Annotated in this window: 13 protein-coding genes; 6 read left to right on the top strand and 7 right to left on the bottom strand. The window is 68.5% G+C overall.

Translation table 11 applies throughout. The features are described from left to right. The first annotated feature begins 105 nt into the window (after positions 1 to 105). The gene (locus MFF06_RS07215) at positions 106 to 3123 is read left to right on the top strand and encodes an Rne/Rng family ribonuclease (protein WP_238202456.1); all 3018 of its coding nucleotides are present in this window, start codon (positions 106 to 108) and stop codon (positions 3121 to 3123) included. Positions 3124 to 3352: 229 nt separating this feature from the next. Beyond that, positions 3353 to 4510, top strand: a complete 1158-nt coding sequence (locus tag MFF06_RS07210; protein WP_238202455.1) for a methyl-accepting chemotaxis protein — start codon at positions 3353 to 3355, stop codon at positions 4508 to 4510. 261 nt (positions 4511 to 4771) lie between these two features. Here MFF06_RS07210 and MFF06_RS07205 read toward each other — a convergent pair whose 3' ends face one another. The 4 genes from MFF06_RS07205 to MFF06_RS07190 form a co-directional block, all read right to left on the bottom strand. Further along, positions 4772 to 8050, bottom strand: coding sequence for an efflux RND transporter permease subunit (locus MFF06_RS07205; RefSeq protein ID WP_238202453.1), 3279 nt, complete (start codon positions 8048 to 8050; stop codon positions 4772 to 4774). A 211-nt stretch (positions 8051 to 8261) separates the two neighbouring features. Continuing rightward, positions 8262 to 8696 (bottom strand): tellurite resistance TerB family protein, encoded by a 435-nt coding sequence (locus tag MFF06_RS07200; protein ID WP_238202451.1) that lies wholly within the window; start codon positions 8694 to 8696, stop codon positions 8262 to 8264. 190 nt (positions 8697 to 8886) lie between these two features. Beyond that, complete coding sequence (locus MFF06_RS07195) at positions 8887 to 9108, bottom strand: YbdD/YjiX family protein (protein WP_238202449.1); 222 nt, start codon at positions 9106 to 9108, stop codon at positions 8887 to 8889. A 4-nt stretch (positions 9109 to 9112) separates the two neighbouring features. After that, the gene (locus MFF06_RS07190) at positions 9113 to 11170 is read right to left on the bottom strand and encodes a carbon starvation CstA family protein (RefSeq protein ID WP_238202448.1); all 2058 of its coding nucleotides are present in this window, start codon (positions 11168 to 11170) and stop codon (positions 9113 to 9115) included. A gap of 302 nt (positions 11171 to 11472) precedes the next feature. Here MFF06_RS07190 and MFF06_RS07185 point away from each other — a divergent pair, with 302 nt between their 5' ends. Then, on the top strand, positions 11473 to 12339 hold the full coding sequence (locus MFF06_RS07185; protein ID WP_238202447.1) for an NAD(P)-dependent oxidoreductase: 867 nt from the start codon (positions 11473 to 11475) through the stop codon (positions 12337 to 12339). Positions 12340 to 12706: 367 nt separating this feature from the next. Here the strand turns inward: MFF06_RS07185 and MFF06_RS07180 are convergent, their stop codons facing one another. The 3 genes from MFF06_RS07180 to MFF06_RS07170 all read right to left on the bottom strand — a co-directional run bounded on the left by MFF06_RS07180 (position 12707) and on the right by MFF06_RS07170 (position 16929). After that, on the bottom strand, positions 12707 to 13189 hold the full coding sequence (locus tag MFF06_RS07180) for a hypothetical protein (protein WP_238202446.1): 483 nt from the start codon (positions 13187 to 13189) through the stop codon (positions 12707 to 12709). A 100-nt stretch (positions 13190 to 13289) separates the two neighbouring features. Next, entirely contained in the window at positions 13290 to 15638 is a 2349-nt protein-coding gene (locus tag MFF06_RS07175; RefSeq protein ID WP_238202445.1) for an amylo-alpha-1,6-glucosidase, read from the bottom strand. Positions 15639 to 15798: 160 nt separating this feature from the next. Further along, the gene (locus MFF06_RS07170) at positions 15799 to 16929 is read right to left on the bottom strand and encodes a glycosyltransferase family 4 protein (protein WP_238202444.1); all 1131 of its coding nucleotides are present in this window, start codon (positions 16927 to 16929) and stop codon (positions 15799 to 15801) included. Positions 16930 to 17338: 409 nt separating this feature from the next. On the opposite strand from MFF06_RS07170, the gene rpmI reads away from it, so the two are divergent. The 3 genes from rpmI to pheS all read left to right on the top strand — a co-directional run bounded on the left by rpmI (position 17339) and on the right by pheS (position 19223). Continuing rightward, positions 17339 to 17542 (top strand): 50S ribosomal protein L35, encoded by a 204-nt coding sequence (gene rpmI / locus MFF06_RS07165; RefSeq protein WP_007561407.1) that lies wholly within the window; start codon positions 17339 to 17341, stop codon positions 17540 to 17542. Between the two features lie 49 nt (positions 17543 to 17591). Continuing rightward, positions 17592 to 17972 (top strand): 50S ribosomal protein L20, encoded by a 381-nt coding sequence (gene rplT, locus MFF06_RS07160; protein WP_238202443.1) that lies wholly within the window; start codon positions 17592 to 17594, stop codon positions 17970 to 17972. Between the two features lie 168 nt (positions 17973 to 18140). Then, positions 18141 to 19223 (top strand): phenylalanine--tRNA ligase subunit alpha, encoded by a 1083-nt coding sequence (pheS, locus tag MFF06_RS07155; RefSeq protein ID WP_238202441.1) that lies wholly within the window; start codon positions 18141 to 18143, stop codon positions 19221 to 19223. Positions 19224 to 19259 lie beyond the last annotated feature (36 nt).

Here is a 19259-nt window from a genome sequence, read left to right as displayed (position 1 = left end):
CGGCAACGAGGCCGGCCCCGCGCCCGGCTGAATCGCCGCCGGGCAAGGCGCCGCCGGGGCTCCGGGCACGGAGCGAGACGTCGGCCGCCATGCCGAGAGTTCGTCATGGCCAACAAGATGCTCATCGACGCGATGCACCCGGAGGAGACCCGGGTCGTCACGGTCCAAGGTTCTAAGGTCGAGGAGTTCGACTTCGAATCCGCCAGCCGGCGACAGCTGCGCGGCAACATCTATCTCGCCAAGGTCACGCGCGTGGAGCCGTCGCTCCAGGCCGCGTTCGTGGAATACGGCGGCAACCGCCACGGCTTCCTCGCCTTCAACGAGATCCACCCCGACTATTACCAGATCCCGCTGGCCGACCGGCAGGCCCTTCTGGAGGAGGAGGCCCGCGAGGCCGAGGAGTACCGCGAGCGCGAGGAGCGCCGCCGCCGCTCGCCACGCCGCTCCCGTGGGCGCCGGGCCGAGGCCCGCTCGCGCCGCGACGAGACCGTGAGCGCCGAGGACACCACCGAGACCCTCTCGGGCGAGAACCCGGCCGTTGCCCCGGCCGAGGGCGCGGCCCCCGTCGCGGGTGAGGAGTTCCGCGCCGCGGATATGCCCGACACCCTGAACGACAACGCGGAAGCCGTGCGCGAGGAACTCGCGGGCGAAGGCGTGTCCGCCGCCGAGGCCGAGCCTGCGACCGGCGAGCCCGTCGCCGCCTCGACCGAACTCGACGCCGAGATTCCCGCCGAGGCGCGGATCGCCCTCGCCGAGGAGCTGACCGCCGCGGACGAGCCCGAGGCCGCCCCGGCCGAGGCCGCCGACTCCGTGTCCGCCTCGGACGCGCCCGAGGCCGCCCCGGCCGAGGCCGCCGACTCCGTGTCCGCCTCGGACGCCGAGGAGGAGGAGTCCGATTCCGACGAGGAGGATGAGGACGACGAGGACGGCGACGAGGACGAGGACGACGAGGACGAGGGCGAAGACGACGAGGGCGAAGACGACGAGGGCGAGGAGGATTCCGACGATCCCGACGCCGAGCCCAAGATCGCCCAGGTCGGCGGCAACGGCGATGCCCTCGCCGAGATCCCGGATCGGCCCCGCGCCCCGCGCCGGCACTACAAGATTCAGGAGGTGATCAAGCGCCGCCAGATCATCCTCGTGCAGGTGGTCAAGGAGGAGCGCGGCACCAAGGGCGCGGCCCTCACCACCTACCTGTCGCTGGCCGGCCGCTACTCCGTGCTGATGCCCAATACCGGGCGCGGCGGCGGCATCTCCCGCAAGATCACGTCCGCCGCCGACCGCAAGCGCCTCAAGGAGGTCGTGGCCGACTTGGACGTGCCCGAGGGGATGGGCGTCATCCTGCGCACGGCCGGCGCCTCGCGCTCGAAGCCGGAGATCGCCCGCGATTTCGAATACCTGATGCGCCTGTGGGAATCGGTCCGGGCGTTAACCCTGTCCTCGATCGCCCCCAGCCTCGTCTACGAGGAGGGCTCGCTCATCAAGCGGGCGATCCGCGACCTCTACAACAAGGATCTCGACGAAGTCCTCGTGGCAGGCGACGACGCCTACCGTGAAGCCAAGGACTTCATGCGGATGCTGATGCCCGACCAAGTGAAGGTCGTGAAGCCCTACCGCGACACCACGCCGGTCTTCGCCCGCTTCGGGGTCGAGGCGCAGCTCGACGCGATGTTCTCGACCCACGTCTCCCTCAAGTCGGGCGGCTACCTCGTCATCAACCCGACCGAGGCGCTGGTCTCGATCGACGTGAACTCGGGCCGCGCCACCCGCGAGCACGACATCGAGGACACGGCCCTCAAGACGAATCTGGAGGCCGCCGAGGAGGTCGCCCGGCAGTTGCGCCTGCGCGATCTCGCGGGCCTCATCGTCATCGACTTCATCGACATGGAGGAGAAGCGGAACAACCGCGCCGTCGAGAAGAAGCTGAACGACTGCCTGAAGAACGACCGCGCCCGCATCCAGGTCGGGCGGATCTCGCCCTTCGGCCTGATGGAAATGAGCCGCCAGCGCATCCGCACCGGCCTGCTCGAATCGTCCTCCATCCCCTGCCCGCATTGTGGCGGCTCGGGCTTCGTGCGGGCGACCGCCTCCGTGGCGCTGCACATCCTGCGCTCGATCGAGGAGGCGCTGCTCAAGTCGGCGGCCTACAACCTTATCCTGCGCACCCGCACGGAGGTGGCGCTCTACATCCTCAACCAGAAGCGGGCGCACCTGCACGAGATCGAGATGCGGTTCGGCGTCACCGTGACCATCGCCGCCGACGAGCGCCTGCCCCCGACCTCCGCCTTCCAGCTCGACCGGGGCGAGCCCGCCTACCGGGCCGAGGGTCCGGTCACCGGCGTGCGCGCGACCGCGATCTCCCCGGCCATGGAGTTCGAGGACGACGACACCGAGATCGAAACCGGCGAAGCGGAGACGGTGGACGAGGCCGAGGGTGAGGTCGCCGCCGAGGGCCGCGACGACACCCGCGACGACACCCGCGAGGAGGGCGACGGTCGCCGCCGCCGCCGTCGCCGCCGCCGCCGTGGCGGTCGCTCCGACGGGCAGGAGGGCCGCGAGGCCGGATCCGACGCGGAGTCGGATGAGGATGAGGGCGAGGACGACGCGGCCGAGCCCGCCACCGTCGAGGCGGAGGCCGAGGCCGGCGCCGAGATCGCGGATGCCACCCCCGGCGAGGGCGAGGACGAGAAGGGCCGGCGCCGCCGTCGCGGACGCCGGGGCGGTCGCGGCCGCGCCGAGCGCGGCGGATCGCGCGACGGCGAGACCGGGTCCGAGGAAGCGGCCGCCACGGCCGAGGCCGGCCTCTCCGCCGAGGAGCCGGTGAGCGCCGAGGTGCTGGAGGCCGTCGAGGCTGCGCCGATGCATCCCGCCGTGGCCGAGGCCGAGATCCCCGTGACCGCCGAGCAGGTCGCCGAGGCGTCCTCTCCCGCCGAGGCGTCCGCAGCGGAGCGGGCCGACGCCGCGCCCGAAGCGCCCGCCGCGCAGGGTGCCCCCGCCGAGGCCTTGGCCACCACGCCCCCGGCCGAGCCGGTGGCGGTAGTTCTGAGCCCGCCGTCGGACCCGAACCGTCCGAAGCGGGCGGGCTGGTGGTCGCGCACCAAGGCGGCCCTCACCGGCGAGTAGGGCCGCTGTCAAATCGCTCCGGGGGCCGGTGTTTCTGGCTTCCGCGATATGACCGATATTCGAGCAGCGCGGGAAACCCACCGCGATGCTCACTTTTGAGATGAACCATTCGTTTAATAACAACCTGCGATAGTGCGGCTTCCAGATTGCATTGTCGCGGGACAGCCGGATGTTCACGCTCGCCAAAAAAAAGACAGCTGCTCGCCAGGAGGTATCTCCGGCGACCGTGGTGGAAACGCCCGTAGCCGCCGTGAGCGCGGCGCCGGTGGTCGTGCCGATCGACCGCGAGGCCGTCGCCCTCCCCGCCCGTCTGTCCGCCGCCGCGTCGGAGGCCGGCACCTCACTCGGCTGGATGGCCTTCGACGCCACCGGCATGGCCGAGCAGGCGCGCCTGATGGCCGCCGCCACCGAGGAACTGGCCGCCACCACCCGCGAGATCGCGACCCGGTCGGCTGACATGGCCGACAGCGCCGAGGCCGCGAGCACCGGGATCGGCTCCTGCGCCGAGGATCTCCACCGGGCCTCCGACGGCATGCGCCGCATCGAGGGCGGAACCGACGAAATCGGCCGCCGCCTCGACGGGTTCTCGCAGGCCGCCGCCCGCATCGAAGAAATGGCCGGCGCCATCGCCGCCATTTCGGGCCAGACCAACCTGCTGGCGCTGAACGCCACCATCGAGGCCGCCCGCGCCGGAGCCGCCGGTCGCGGCTTCGCCGTGGTCGCCGCCGAAGTGAAGGCCCTGTCAGCGCAGACGGCCCGCGCCACCGACGAGATCCATCAGCGCATCAAGCATCTTCGCGACGAGATGACCGCCATGCGGGAGGCGGTGACCGAGAGCCGGGACGCGGTGAAGGCCGGCTCCTCCGCCATGACCCAGGCGAGCAGCCGCCTCGCGAACGAGAGCGGCAAGGTCGCGACGGTGGCCGCCGAGACCCGCGCCACCTCCGCCCTCCTCGACCAGCAGATCCAGGCGACGAGCGAGATCGCCGAGAGCGTCGGCCGCGTCGCCGCCGGCGCCGGGAAGGCGGGCACCGAGATCGGCGATGCCATCGCGCGGATCGATCGCATCGAGGCCCTCAGCCAGACCCTCCTCGCCCGCCACAGCAGCGAGCTGCCCGAGATGCGCGTCGCCCGCCTGCCTGCCGACTGCGCTGCGTGGCGCCGCCGCCTCGCCGCGGTGTTGGTTGGCCAGCGCCCGGCCGACGTCGATCAGGGCATGGTTCCCTCCGACCCCGCCTACCCGGCCGCCATCGAAGCCGCCCTCGCCGAGGCCCGGACGCAGTGCAAGGCGATGATGGGGCACGTCACGGCCTCGCGCTGGGACGAGGCGACGGCCGCCTTCCAGGCCTTCGAGTCCGCGATCGCGAAGGTTCAGACCGCCGCCTGACGCCCACTCCGCGATCACGATCCCTGACGGCGGTTGAGGACGCTTGACTCGAAAGGTCTCGGCAGGCCGTCAGACCATCACCGTCATGGCAAGCGAAGGCGAGGCCATCTGGGGACTCGCCACCTCGGCGAGCGTCCCGCCGCCACGGATTACCTCGTTCCTCACAATGACGGTGAGGGTGTCGGCAATCTCGACGACCTTTCTGGCGAGACACGCGGGACGAGGGAGTTGATGAGAGGACCCGGCTTCTCGGCCGGACCCTCAAGCCACCTCCCCTTCCCCATCCCGCAGGTAATCCTCGACCTTTTGTCCCGCGCCCTCGCCCGCGCGGAGCACCGTGTAGAGGAAGGGCACCAGCAGGAGGGTCGCGGGCGTCGCGAAGGCGATGCCGCCCATCACGGCGCGGGCCAGCGCCGCGTTCTGCTCGCCGCCCTCCCCCGTGCCGAGCGCCATTGGGATGAGCCCCAGGAACATGGCCGAGGCGGTCATCAGCACCGGCCGCAGCCGGGTCTCGCCCGCCGCGATGGCGGCCTCGGCGGCGCTGCACCCGGTCGCCTCCCGGTGCTCCTTGGCGAATGTGACGAGCAGGATCGAGTTCGCCGAGGCGATGCCCACCGACATGATCGCCCCGAAGATCGAGGGAATCGAGAAGGTGGTGCCGGTGACGAACAGGCCGGTGGTGATGCCGCAGAAGGCGATGGGCAGGGCGGCGATGACCACGAACGGGTCGCCCCAGCTCTGATAGTTCACCGCCATCAGCAGGTAGACGGCGATCAGCGCGATGCCGAGGCCGATGCCGAGGCGGAAGAAGGCCGAGCGCATGTTCTCGATCTGCCCGCGCACGGTGATCTTGTCCGGCGCCTGCAGGTTCTTCTGCTCCTCCTGCACGATCCGGTCGATCTCCCGGGCGACGGAGCCGAGATCCCGGTCCTGCACCGAGGCGAAGATGTCGAAGGTCGGCTGGATGTTGACGTGGTTGATCACCGTCTGCGTCGGCACCCGGCGCAGGTCCGCGACGCTGGAGAGCAGGGTCAGCACTCCCGGCCCGGCCCCCGGCGTGGCCGCGGCGCGCACGAAGAGCGGCGTGTTGCGCAGGTCGGTGAGCGACGCGTTCCGGTATTCCGGGGTCTGCACCCAGAGCTGGTACGGGATGCCGGTCTTCGGGTCTGGCCAGAAGTTCGGCGTGACCTGATAGCTCCCGGAGAGGGAGATGTTCATGTTCTGCGCCACCGATTGCTCGGTGAGCCCGAGTTCCGAGGCGAGACGCCGGTCCACATCCACGTAGAATTGCGGCACGTTGACGATCTGCTGCAGATGCACGTCCACGAGGCCCTTGGTCTCGCGCAGGCGGCGGACGATGGACTGCGCGACCTCGAGGTCCTTCTCCTTGTTGCGCCCTGAGACCTGCACGTCGATCGGCGTGATGACGCCGAAGTTCAGGATCTGGGTGATGATGTCGGCCGGCTGGAAGTAGACGATCAGATCGGGGAAGCGCCGCATCAATTCGGCGCGCAGGCGCTTCTTGTAGCCCGCCACCGACCCATGGCCTTCCTTCAGGCTGATGAGCATCTGCCCGTCGTTGTACGAGACGAAGGAGCCATCCGAGAAGGCGAAGTTGTAGTTGATCGACGGCACGCCGATATTGTCGAGGATCTGCTCCAGTTCGGCCTCGGGGATGATCTCGCGCACCACGTCCTCGACCTGCGCGAAGACCTGTTGCGTCGTCTCGATGCGCAGGCCCGCGCGGGCGCGCAGGTGCATGGTCATCTGGCTCGATTCGATTTCGGGGAAGTAATCCTGCCCCGTGAACACGAAGAGCGTGCCGCCGAGCGCCAGGACGGCGGCGGTGACCATGGCGGTCACGGCCCGGCGGCGCAGGATGGCGTGCAGCAGCCCGACATAGCTCCGGTGGAACCGGGTGAAGCGCCGCTCGAAGCCCCCGTGGAACGCCTTCGCGAACCGGAGAAACGGAGCGGTGACGGCGCCGAAGGCCCGCCCGATCCGCGTCTTGCGAGGCGCCGCCGCCGTCTCGTGGCGATCCTTGGCGTGCTTGGCCGCGTATTCCGGCGCGACGATCACGTCGATCAGCAGGGGCACCAGCGTCCGCGACAGCAGGTAGGAGGTCAGCATCGCGAAGACGACGGCGAGCGCCTGCGGCGTGAACAGGTATTTCGGCGTGTCGGTGAGGGCGAAGACGGCGGTGAAGGCGGCGCAGATCGAGAGTGTCGAGATCAAAGCCGGCTTGGCGATGCCCGCCGCGCCGTGGACGACGCTCTCCCGGAACTCCTCGCCCTCCTCGAACAGGCGGTAGGTGTTCTCGATGGCGACCGTCGCATCGTCCACGAGGATGCCCACGGCCAGGGCGAGGCCGCCGAGCGTCATCACGTTGATGGTCTCCCCGAGGGCCGCCAGCACCGCCAGGGAGGTCATGACGCAGAGCGGGATCGAGATCAGGACGACGACCGTCGAACGCCATGAGCCGAGGAACAGCAGGATCGCGAGGCCGGTGAGCGCGGCCGCGATCGCCGCCTCGTGCAACACGCCTTCGATGGCGTTCGAGACGAAGACCGACTGGTCGAACAGCAGCTTGATGTTCATGCCCTCCGGCGCGGCGGCATGGATCACCGGCATCGCCGCCTTGACGTTGTTGACCACGTTGAGCGTCGAGGCGTTGCCGTTCTTGATGACCTGCATCAGCACGGCCTGGCTGCCGTCCGCCCGCACCACGTTGATCTGCGGCGGACCGCCGTCGCGGACATAGGCCACGTCCCGCACCAGTACCGGCTGCCCGGCGACCACCTTGATCGGCGCGGTGTTGAGCGCCTCGATCGACGGCGGGGTGGCGTTGAGCTGGATCGGGTATTGCTGCTCGCCGATCTTCGAGAGGCCCGAGGGGACGGTGAGGTTCTGCGCCGTCATGGCGTTGGTGACGTCGAGCGGCGTGAGGCCCAGCGCCTGGAGGGCGTTGAGGTCGAGATCGACCATGATCTGACGCGGCGCTCCGCCGAAGGGCGCGGGCAGGGTCGATCCCGGCACCTGCGCCAGCGTCTGGCGGATGCGGTACTGCGCGTAATCGTAGATCTCGTTCAGGCTCTGGCGCGCGGAGGACAGGGCGAGCTGGATCACCGGCACCGACGAGGCGGAGTAGCGCACGATCACCGGCGGCTGGATGCCCGGCGGCATGGCGGCGCGGATCGAGTTCGTGGAGGAGACGACCTGCGCGATGGCGAGGTTGATGCTCACGCTCGGGTCGAAATAGATCCTCTGGACCGCCGTCCCCTGAAGGGTGGTCGATTCCATCCGCCGGATGTTGTTGACGTTGTTGGAGATGCCGAACTCGGCATAGGTCGTGACCCGGGTCTCCATCTCGGGCGTGGACAGGCCCGTATAGGTCCAGACCACCACGACGACGGGAATGTCGACGACCGGCAGCACGTCCTTCGGGGTCACGATGATCGCGCCGAGGCCGCCGAGCATCATGAGCACCGCCAGCACGTAGGTCGTGATGCGGAACTTCAGGGCGTAGAGGACGAGGCCCATGCGATCTCCCGGCCCTGCGAGCAACCGAGATGAGCTACCACACCCGCCCTCGTAAGCACTCGACTTCTGTCGCCGCAGCCGCCATTAAAGTTGTTTCCGCCAGAAACGCGATCGTCGTGCAAGCGCGGCGAAGCAATTCAGGGACACGCTTCGTTCGGAGATGTCCCACTGTCCTGGATTACTTCTTCCTACTCGCGAAGAGGAGGGACGCTCACCGCAGCAGCGCCGATTTATCCACTTCGAGCGCGTTGGCGATCTCATCGAGCGCCGTGTGCTCGACGTCGCTGATACCGCCCAGGTCGGCGACGTCGGCGGCGATCAGGAAGACGTCCTGACGCTGCTCGATCGGCCGTTCGGCGATGGCCGCGGCGGCGCGCAGGTTCTCGATGCGCCCGGCGCGGGTCTTGGCGCGGCTGATCGCCTCGTAGAGTTCCTGCTCCACGCGGAGCGTATCGTAGGACTTCTCGAGGATCGGGTTGGCGCGGATGCCGAGGATGGCCGCCTCGACCTCCTCCTCCGCCACGTCGCCATCGGCCACGATGACGTTGGCCGCCGACGAGACGGCCGCCTGGAGGAACAACGCGTCGCCGGCATACGACATGATCGTCCGACCGAAGCGGAGGATCGCGTCCTGGAAAATGCTCATGCCCCTCTCCCGTTTGCGCATTTCCGGCCGAGGTGGATGCCGGTCCGGCGTGAGACAATGCGGCAAGATCGATAGGAGAGGCCGTCGCGTGCGGGCGCTTGCGCGCGGACGACGACCTCCCTTCGAGTTGGCCGGGAGACGGGCACGCGAGTCAAGGTGCGGTTGCGCCTCGGCGGGAAGTGTACACGCCTCAGCAGCAGCGGAAGCCGGAGGTGTTGCCGACGCCGAAGCGGGCGTTCTCCCGGTTGCGGAAGAACTCCGTCTCGGTCATCGGCTCCCGGTCGGGATGGGTCCGGCGGATGTGCTCGGCATAGGCGCCGTAATCGCCCTGCCCCACCATCATCCGGGCGCCGTCGCAGACGCATTTCGTCAGGGTCCGCAACTGGTCCCGGAAGCTCTGCGCGCTCGCCATCGGCTCACTCCGCGGGGATCATCTTGGGATCGGTCTCGAGCGCGGTCCAGCGGTCGGCTCGCAGGGCCTTCACGCAGGCCAGGACGCCGAACACCGCGATCGCGACGACGAGGGCGATGAACAGGCAGGCGAGCACCGCGTCGATCCGGTCGTTGAGGATGATCTGGCTCATCTGCTCGGGCGTCTTGGCCGGGGGGAGGAGCTTCCCCTCGGCGGCGGCGGCGCCGTAGCGGTTGGCGTGGGCGAGGAAGCCGATCTTCGGGTCGGCGGAGAAGATCTTCTGGTAGCCCGCCGTCAGCGTGCAGATGCACAGCCACGCCGTAGGGATGATGGTGACGAAGGCGTATTTCTCGCGCTTCATCTTGAAGATCACGACGGTGCACAAGGTCAGTGCCACCGCCGCGAGCATCTGGTTCGAGATGCCGAAGAGCGGCCACAGGGTGTTGATGCCCCCGAGCGGATCGGTGACGCCCTGGTAGAGGAAGTAGCCCCAGGCCCCCACCGAGATACCGGTGGCCACGATGCTCGGGCCCCAGGCGTCGGTCTTCTTGAAGGCCGGCGCCACGAGCCCCACGAGGTCCTGCACCATGAAACGGCAGGCCCGCGTGCCCGCATCCACCGCCGTGAGGATGAACAATGCCTCGAACAGGATGGCGAAGTGGTACCAGAAGGCCATCATCGCCTTGCCGCCGATGGCCGAGGAGATGATGTGCGCCATGCCGACGGCGAGCGTCGGCGCGCCGCCGGCGCGGGAGATGATGGTGTGCTCGCCGACATCCGCGGCGGTCTGGGTGATGACCTCCGGCGTCGTCGCGAAGCCGAGCTTCGTCACGGCCGCGGCGGCGGTCTCCGGCGTGGTGCCGAGCAGCGCGGCGGGCGAGTTCATGGTGAAGTACACGCCCGGATCGATCACGCAGGCCGAGACCAGCGCCATGATCGCCACGAAGGACTCCATCAGCATCGCGCCGTAGCCGACGAAGCGCGCGTCGAGCTCGTTGGCGATGAGCTTCGGCGTGGTGCCCGAGGAGATCAGCGAGTGGAAACCCGAGACCGAGCCGCAGGCGATGGTGATGAACAGGAACGGGAACAGGCTGCCCGCCCAGACCGGGCCGGTGCCGTCCACGAACTTGGTCATCGCCGGCATCTGCAGGTTCGGCGCCACGAAGGCGATGCCGAGCGCGAGGCCGACGATGGTGCCGATCTTGAGGAAGGTCGAGAGGTAGTCGCGTGGCGCGAGCAGCAGCCACACCGGCAGCACCGAGGCGACGAAGCCGTAGCCGATCAGCATCCAGCAGAGTTGCGTGGCGGTGAAGGTGAAGGCCGGGCCCCAGACCGGGCTCGACGCCACTTGGCCGCCGCCGACGATGGCCGCAATCAACAGGACGAAGCCGAGGATCGAGACCTCGCCGATCTTCCCCGGCCGGATGTAGCGGGTGTACAGGCCCATGAAGATGGCGATCGGGATCGTCGACATCACCGTGAAGGTGCCCCACGGGCTCTCGGCGAGCGCCTTGACGACGATCAGCGCCAGCACCGCCAGCAGGATGATCATGATGAGGAAGGTGCCGAACAGGGCGATGACGCCCGGCACCGGGCCGAGCTCCGAGCGGATGAGTTCGCCGAGCGAGCGCCCGTCGCGCCGCATCGAGACGAACAGCACCACGAAGTCCTGCACCGCACCGGCCAGCACCACGCCCGCCAGGATCCACAACATGCCGGGCAGGTAGCCCATCTGCGCCGCCAGCACCGGGCCGACGAGGGGACCCGCCCCCGCGATGGCCGCGAAGTGGTGGCCGAACAGCACGCTCTTGTTGGTGGGGACGTAATCGAGGCCGTCGTTGTGGCGCAGCGCCGGGGTGGCGCGCTTCGCATCGAGCTTCATCACCTTGTCGGCAATGAACTTCGAGTAATACCGGTAGGCGATGAGGTAGACGCAGACCGCCGCGACGACGATCCAGAGGGCGTTGACGGCCTCGCCGCGCTCGATCGCGACGATGGAGAGGGCGGCGGCGCCGAGCGCCCCGACGAGGGCCCAGGGCCCGTGCTTCTGGATGGCGCTCATTCCGGAGCCTCCCCGACCCACGTGTCTGCCGACCCTCACGGGGCCTGTCATCTGGCCGCCTTGTGCCGCAAATTTTTCACCGTGCAAAGATTTCCCGACGGGCCCTCCGGGACATTCCCGGTGGCCTTGTCTGTCAGCGGGCGGGGCGCCCGCCGCCGCCTTTGAATTTTGCATCCGGGGCGGCGCGGCGCGGTATCGCCGGGGCGGGCTTGCGCTATAGGTCCGCCATCAGCCGCCGACCGGCGGTCGAGGGATCGCGGGCCGCATGGACGGACCCTGCGGCGTTCGGGTGGAGACGGATGATGGCGAAGGTCGCTTTCCTGGGACTCGGCGTGATGGGCGGCCCGATGGCCGGGCACTTGGCCAAGAAGGGCCACGACGTCACGGTCTACAACCGCACCGGCGCCAAGGCCGAAGCCTGGGTGAAGGCGAATGGTGGCGCCCACGCGGCGACGCCGCGCGAGGCCGTGAAGGGCGCGACGATCGTCTTCGCCTGCGTCGGCAACGACGACGACCTGCGCAGCGTGGTGCTGGGGGACGACGGAGCCCTCGCCGGCATGGAGAAGGGCGCCGTGTTCGTCGATCACACCACCGCCTCGGCGGAGGTGGCGCGCGAATTGTCCGAGGCCGCGGCGGCGAAGGGCCTCGGCTTCATCGACGCGCCGGTCTCCGGCGGCCAGGCGGGCGCCGAGAACGGCGTCCTCACCGTGATGTGCGGGGGCGAGGCCGAGACCTACGCGAAGGTCGAGGAGGCCATCAAGAGCTTCGCCCGCGCCTGCCGCCTGATGGGTCCGGCGGGCTCCGGCCAGCTCACCAAGATGGTGAACCAGATCTGCATCGCCGGGCTGGTGCAGGGGCTCTCCGAGGGCGTCCACTTCGCCAAGCGCGCCGGCCTCGACGTCGAGGCGGTGCTCGACGTGATCTCCAAGGGTGCCGCCGGCTCCTGGCAGATGGAGAACCGCGGCAAGACCATGAACGAGGGCCGGTTCGACTTCGGCTTCGCCGTCGATTGGATGCGCAAGGACCTCGGCATCCTCCTCGACGAGGCCCGCCGCAACGGCGCCAAGCTGCCCGTCTCGGCGCTCGTCGACCAGTTCTACGCGGAGGTCCAGGCGATGGGCGGCAACCGCTGGGACACGTCGAGCCTGGTCGCGCGCTTGGAGCGCTGAACACGTCGTCGGGCCTGATCGACGGGCCGCCTTCTCCTGCCCCGCCCCCTCATCCCGAGGCGAGGAGAAGGTGCCCGAAGGAGGGTTCCCGGAGGCTCCACGATCCCCGGAGATCTCCTCCGGGGCTTCCGCTGTGCTCCGGCACCTCGGTGTCCGGTCGGAAAGGTCGTCGCGCCCTCCGTCATTGCGAGTGCAGCGAAGCCATCCGGGGATGCGACACGGTCGTAGACGGCCCGTTGCCCTGGATTGCTTTGCTTCGCTCGCAAGGACGCGGAGGGCGTTATGGGCCACCGGGACCTTTCCGGCCTGACCCTCGAAACGAAAGCCAGTGGCAGGTTTCCGGTCACAGCCCGAAAAGTGGCGTCGATCAGCTGTCGCTGCCGAGGCCCAACCCATGGATCAGGTCCGTGAGCGGGCTCGGGCGCCGCTCCTGGGCCTGCGCCACGGGGGCCGTTGCCGACGTCGCGGGCGTGGGGCGGGCGAGCGCCGCGTCGCGCTGGTGCGCTTGGCGTTGTGCCACCCGGTGGCGGCGGGCCGATGAGACCTTGCGCCGGGACTTGGCCGGCTTGGCCTCGACGGCCTTCTCCGGCGATTGCGCCGTGCCGGAGGTCCAGGCCACCGGGAGGGTGTCTCGCGCCTCGATCACGGGCTTCGTCTCCGGGAGGGTCGTGGACGCCTCCGCGGCAGCCGGGGGATCGACCCAGGCGCTCGCTTGCTGAACCACCGTCGCAGCCGGCCGCGACGGGTACGTCGTGCGCTCGAAGTTGCCCGGATGCAGGATATGCGCTGCGGCGACGAGGCCGAAAGCTGCAATCGCTGTCGTGGCGATGGTGGACTTGAAGTGTTCCATAGCCGCAAAACGTGCGGCCAAGCTTTCGGTTCCGCTGAAGCCGGACGACGACTTACATCCCCGTAGGCGGAGGGCGCCGCCCTCCGCCGAAACGAGGTTGCTACTTCATCACCACCACCTGCGCATCGCCGTGGCGGCGCTGCACGCTCACGGTCACATCGCCGTCGTAGCACTGGAAACGCAGGTCGAGGCGCGAGTCCCTGAGCTTGACGTTGTAGAGCGTCACGCCGTCGAGGAAGTCCGGCAGGATCGGGTTCTTGAGGAGAACCCGGTTCTGGTCGTGGTCGAGTTCCAGGCCGAGGCAGGCGGCGAGGAAGGCGAAGGGGGCCGCAGCCGCCCAGGCCTGCGGGCTGCAGGCCACCGGGTAAGAGACAGGCCCGCGCTGCCGCCGCCGCATGAAGCCGCAGAACAGCTCCGGCAGGCGCTTCTGGTCCTGGTAGAGGGAGGTGTCGAACATGCCCTGGAAGATCCGCGCCGCCCCGGCCTTCAGGTCGTAGCGGGCCAGCCCCATGGCCACGATGGCGTTGTCGTGCGGCCAGATCGAGCCGTTGTGATACGACATCGGATTGTAGCGCGCCTCGCCCTTGGCGATGGTGCGCACGCCCCAGCCGTTGAACCCGTCGTTGCCGAGCAGGGTCTCGGCGACCCGCGCCGCCCGCTCCGGCTTGGCGATGCCGGTGAACAGGGCATGGCCGGCATTGGACGAGCGCACGGCGCATTGCTTCTTGGCGCCGTCGAGGGCCAGCGCGTAGGTGCCGATCTCCTCGTTCCAGAACGCCTCGTCGAACCGCTCGCGCAGGTCGTTCGCCGCCTGGGAGAGACGCTCGGCCATGGCGTCGTGGCCCAGCAGGCCCGCGAGGCGCGCCATGCCGTGCTTGGCGGCATAGACGTAGCCCTGCACCTCGCAGAGCGCGATCGGCCCCTTCGCGAGGTGTCCGTCCGTGTGGAAGATCGAATCGTGGCTGTCCTTCCAGCCCTGGTTCTCCAGGCCCTTCTCGGTGTCGCGGGCATATTCGACGAAGCCGTCGCCATCCCGGTCGCCGTACTTGTCCATCCACTCGAGGGCGAGTTCGAGGGCTGGCCAGATGTCCTTGACCGTCTGGAGATCGCCGGAGACGAGATAGTATTCGTAGGCCAGCATCACGAAGAGCGGCGTGCCGTCGATCGTCCCGTAATAGTGGCGGAACGGCACCTCGCCGAGCATGGCCATCTCGCCGCGCCGGGTCTCGTGCAACACCTTACCGGGCTGGGCATCGGCGGCGGGATCGACGGTTTTGGCTTGCGTCGAGGCGAGGTAGCGCAGGACGCCCCGGGCGAATTTCGGATCGATCCAGAGGGCCATCATCGCGGTGATGATGCCGTCCCGCCCGAACACCGTGGAATACCAGGGGATTCCGGCGAAGGGGTAGATGCCCTCGGGCGTGCGGCTCGCCAGCATGTAGAGGTCGGCCGTGGCCCGGCACAGGCCCTCGTTGAACTGGTCGTTCGAGGAGATGATCGTGGTGATGCCCGCCGTGAGCGTACGCAGGTCGCGCCGGGAATCACGATAGGCGCGGGCGAAAATGGTGCCCTCGCCGAGCCCCTTGGGATGGCGGGGCGAGCCCCCGCCGTTGGCGACCTGGGTCAGGCGCGCCGCCGCATCCTCGCCGGTCATGGCCTCGGACGGGGGCTTGGTGAAAGCCCGGTGTGATTCGAACACGACGCGGATGAAGATCGAGGTCTGCGCGCCGGGCGACAGGGAGACTTCGAACTCCGCCTTGCCGGGCTCGAGCGAGAGGGGCTTCGGCCCGAAATGCAGGCTCGTGGTGCGCACCACATCGTCGAGGCCGACGTAGCGGAACTGTACCTCGGTGGGGCTCGCCAGCTGCACCCCGCGCTTGCCGCGCTCCTTGCGGTCCGTGCCGCGCACCTCGAACAGGTCGCGGTAGTCGGCGTCGAAGGCGATGCTCACGCGCAGGCGCCGGTGCTTGGTATCGTAGGAGCGCAGGCCGATCCGGTCGTAGCAGGCGCCCCGGAACAGGAACTTCGTGCGCTCGATCGCCACCGTCTCGCGGGGGATCGAGGTCTCGTCATGGGCGTCGAGGCGGATGTCCGGCGTCGTCATGTCGACGCTCAGCGCCCCGTTGTCGTCCTGCATGACGGAGGACAGCATCAGGGGGCGCTGGCCCTCGATCTTCACTTCGAGCCGCGACAGGTAGCGGGTGTCCTGGAAATACAGGCCCTCCGGCCCCGGCAGGACGCCGATGTCGCCGTAGGAATCGAGCACGCCGAAGGCCTCGCCGAACTTCAGGGAGCGGAGCGGCCGCTCGACCAGGGAGGTCTGCGCTTCGATGTGATAGGTCGGCAAAACCTCGTCCGCGTCCTGGAATCCCACACCGAGGACGGAGGACGAGGCTTCCATCGCCGTGTTCTCGGCGGTGTTCGTCGCGAGGTCAGTCTTTGCCGCCATGCGGGCATCTCCGGGTGCGTGTCGGGACGAATCGAGAGGGCCGCCGCATCGTGTAGGATGCGGCGGCCCTGTCAAAACCAGTCGGATGAGTCGCTTTCGCGACGCTAGGCCGGGCGGCGGGTGCTTCGCAAGCCCGGTGCCGCCCCTAAAAGCGCGCGGCTCAGGCGGGCATCGCCGCCGCCGGCATGGCCGGGCGGGACGAGCCGTTGATGTCCACGGCGTGCGGCTTGAAGCTCGCCTTCGGCAGGCGGATCACGTCGGCCGAACGGGAGAGGAGCGCCTCGTAGACCGCGACGTACTTCTTCACCATGCATTCGGCGGTGAAGCGGGTCTCGAAGTGGCCGCGCACCCCGGCCCGGCTCATGGCCTTCACCTTGTGAACGGCCGCCACGGCGTCGTCCATGCTGTTGCACAGGACGCCCGACACGCCGTCGGCGATGACTTCCGGCACCGAGCCGTTGCGGAAGGCGATCACCGGCGTGCCGGCCGACATCGCCTCGATCATGACGAGGCCGAAGGGCTCCGGCCAATCGATCGGGAAGGCGAGCGCGATGGCGTTGCCGAGGAAGTCCTTCTTCTGCTCCTCGTTGATCTCCCCGATGTACTCCACCAGCGGGTGATGGGTCATGGGCTCGATCACCTCGTCCCAGTAATCCTGGTCGGCCTTATCGACCTTGGCGGCGATCTTAAGGGGCGTGCCGGAGCGAATCGCCATCTCGATGGCCCGGTCGGGGCGCTTCTCGGGAGAGATGCGGCCGAGGAAGGCGAGGTAGCCGCCCTTCGCCTCGGGGTAGTACGGGCAGTTCTGGGCCGGCAGGCCGTGATGGATCGTCGACGCCCAGTTGACGTTCGGCGGCATCGGCAGCCGCTGGTTGTCGGAGATCGACACCAGGGGCATCCCGGTGAAGGTGCGGTAGACCGGCATGAAGTCCGGCACGTCGAGGCGGCCGTGCATCGTGGTGACGCACTTGTGATTCATGTCCTCGAACATCGGATACTGAAGCAGATCGATGTGGAAATGAAGAATATCGAACTCGCTGGCCCGGCGATGCACATGGTGCAGCATGGCGAGATGGCTCGCGGTGTGGTCGCGGTAGCCGAGCAAACGCAGGCCTTCGGGCGTGCAGGCCGCGAGCTTCGCCGAAGTCTCCGAATCGCCGCTGGCGAACAAGGTCACGTCATGGCCCTGGCGCACGAGTTCTTCCGTGATCCAGCTGACGACGCGCTCTGTACCGCCGTAGAACTTCGGGGGGACCGCCTCCGAAAGCGGAGCAATCTGGGCAATGCGCACGAAGTGTCTCCTTGGTGACCGACTTTACGCGGTGAGTAGACCGCGCGGCCTGAGCGGGACATGAATGAAACCGACAGCCAAGGTTATCGTTCCGGACGGGGCTCCGACACCGGGTTGCGGTGCGAGAAGCAGTTCCATCCCCGGTATCCTTCCAATGCAGCGCACAATGACACCGGGCACGCGGCGGTCGCGCCAAGCGCGCTGCGTGCTCCATCGATCCGCGTTATCAATGCGGTGTCGCGGAAAACGTTGCCGTCGGGGAATGTTTCTGGCATAAGCCCGGCCGCGTCGAACCGCCCGGCCGATCAAGGGCTGCCGTGGCGGTTCATGCTGCTCCAGAAGCATCATCGCGCAAACCCACCCGGTCCTCGCGGGCCGAGCAGGCGTTTCGCGCACCACGGAGAGCCAAATGCCCAAGCTGAAGACCAAATCGGGCGCGAAGAAGCGCTTCAAGATCACCGGCACCGGCAAGGTGATGTACGCCCAGGCCGGCAAGCGCCACGGGATGATCAAGCGGACGACGAAGCAGATCCGCAACCTGCGCGGCACGACGACCCTGTTCGAGGGCGATGCCGCCAACGTGAAGAAGTATTTCCTGCCGAACGCACGGTAATCCTTCTCACCAGCCGATACTGACTTCAGTCGAATCCAGGAGATAACCGATGGCCCGCGTCAAACGCGGCGTGACCTCTCACGCCAAGCACAAGAAGGTTCTGAAGGCCGCCAAGGGCTACTACGGCCGCCGCAAGAATACGATCCGCATCGCCAAGCAGGCGGTCGAGAAGGGCATGCAGTATGCCTACCGCGACCGCAAGAATAAGAAGCGCACGTTCCGCGCCCTGTGGATCCAGCGCCTGAACGCGGCGGTCCGCGAGCATGGCCTGACCTATTCGCGCTTCATCAACGGCCTCTCGACCGCCGGCATCGTGGTGGACCGCAAGGCCCTCTCCGAGCTCGCGATCCACGAGCCGGCCGCCTTCGCCGCCGTGGTCGAGAAGGCCAAGGCCGCGATCCCGGCCCAGCCGGAGAAGAAGGCCGCCTGAGGCGACCTTTCTCCCCGTAGGTGACGGAAGGCGCGGTACCGGACGGTGCCGCGCCTTCGTCGTTTCAGGCGCTCCGCCGAAAATCCGTCCGCGCGACTTGCATGAATGCCAAGGGCGCGCAAAAGCACACCCGTCGGCGGCGAAGGCCCGCGCGATCCGAATGAAGCGATGACCGATCTCGACAGCCTCGAACGCGATCTCCTGGCCCAGGTGTCCGCCGCCCCCGACGAGGGCGCCCTCGACGCCGTCCGCGTGGCGGCGCTGGGCAAGAAGGGCAGCGTCTCCGAACTCCTGAAGACGTTGGGCGCCATGACGCCGGACGAGCGCAAGGTGCGCGGCCCCCTCATCAACGGCCTGCGCGACCGGGTGCAGACGGCGCTCAGCGCCCGCAAGAGCGACCTCGCGGAGGCCGCGCTCGAAGCCCGCCTCGCCTCGGAACGGGTGGACGTCACCCTGCCGGGGCGCGACGCGCCGGAGGCGAGGGGGCGCATCCACCCGATCAGCCAAGTGATCGACGAGGTCACCGCGATCTTCGCCGACATGGGCTTCGCGGTGGCCGAGGGGCCGGACATCGAGACGGACGAGCTGAACTTCACCGCCCTCAACTTCCCGCCGGGCCACCCGGCGCGGGAGATGCACGACACGTTCTTTCTGGCCCCCGACCAGGACGGCAAGCGCAAGGTGCTCCGCACCCATACCTCGCCGGTCCAGATCCGCACCATGCGGAGCCAGCAGCCGCCGATCCGCGTGATCATCCCCGGCCGCACCTACCGGCACGATTCCGACCAGACCCACACGCCGATGTTCCATCAGGTTGAAGGGCTGGTGATCGACACGGCGGCCAACATCGCCAACCTGAAATGGGTGCTCGAGGAGTTCTGCAAGGCGTTCTTCGAGGTCGATCAGGTGAAGATGCGCTTCCGGCCGTCGTTCTTCCCCTTCACCGAGCCCTCGGCGGAGGTGGACATCCAGTGCTCGCGCAAGGGCGGCGAGATCCGCTTCGGCGAGGGGACCGACTGGCTGGAGATCCTCGGCTGCGGGATGGTCCACCCGAACGTGCTGAGGAATTGCGGCCTCGATCCGGACGCCGTCCAGGGCTTCGCCTTCGGCGTGGGGCTCGATCGCATCGCCATGCTGAAATACGGGATGCCCGACCTGCGCCCGTTCTTCGAGGCCGATGTCCGCTGGCTCGACCATTACGGCTTCCGGCCCCTCGACGTGCCGAGCCTCGTGGGCGGGCTGACGGGCTAGAGCCCGCGCCGCGCCCTCGACCGTTCCTCTTCCCGA

This window comes from Methylobacterium aerolatum (genome assembly GCF_022179085.1).
GTDB lineage: Bacteria > Pseudomonadota > Alphaproteobacteria > Rhizobiales > Beijerinckiaceae > Methylobacterium > Methylobacterium aerolatum.
This window is presented reverse-complemented; position numbering and strand designations above follow the sequence as displayed.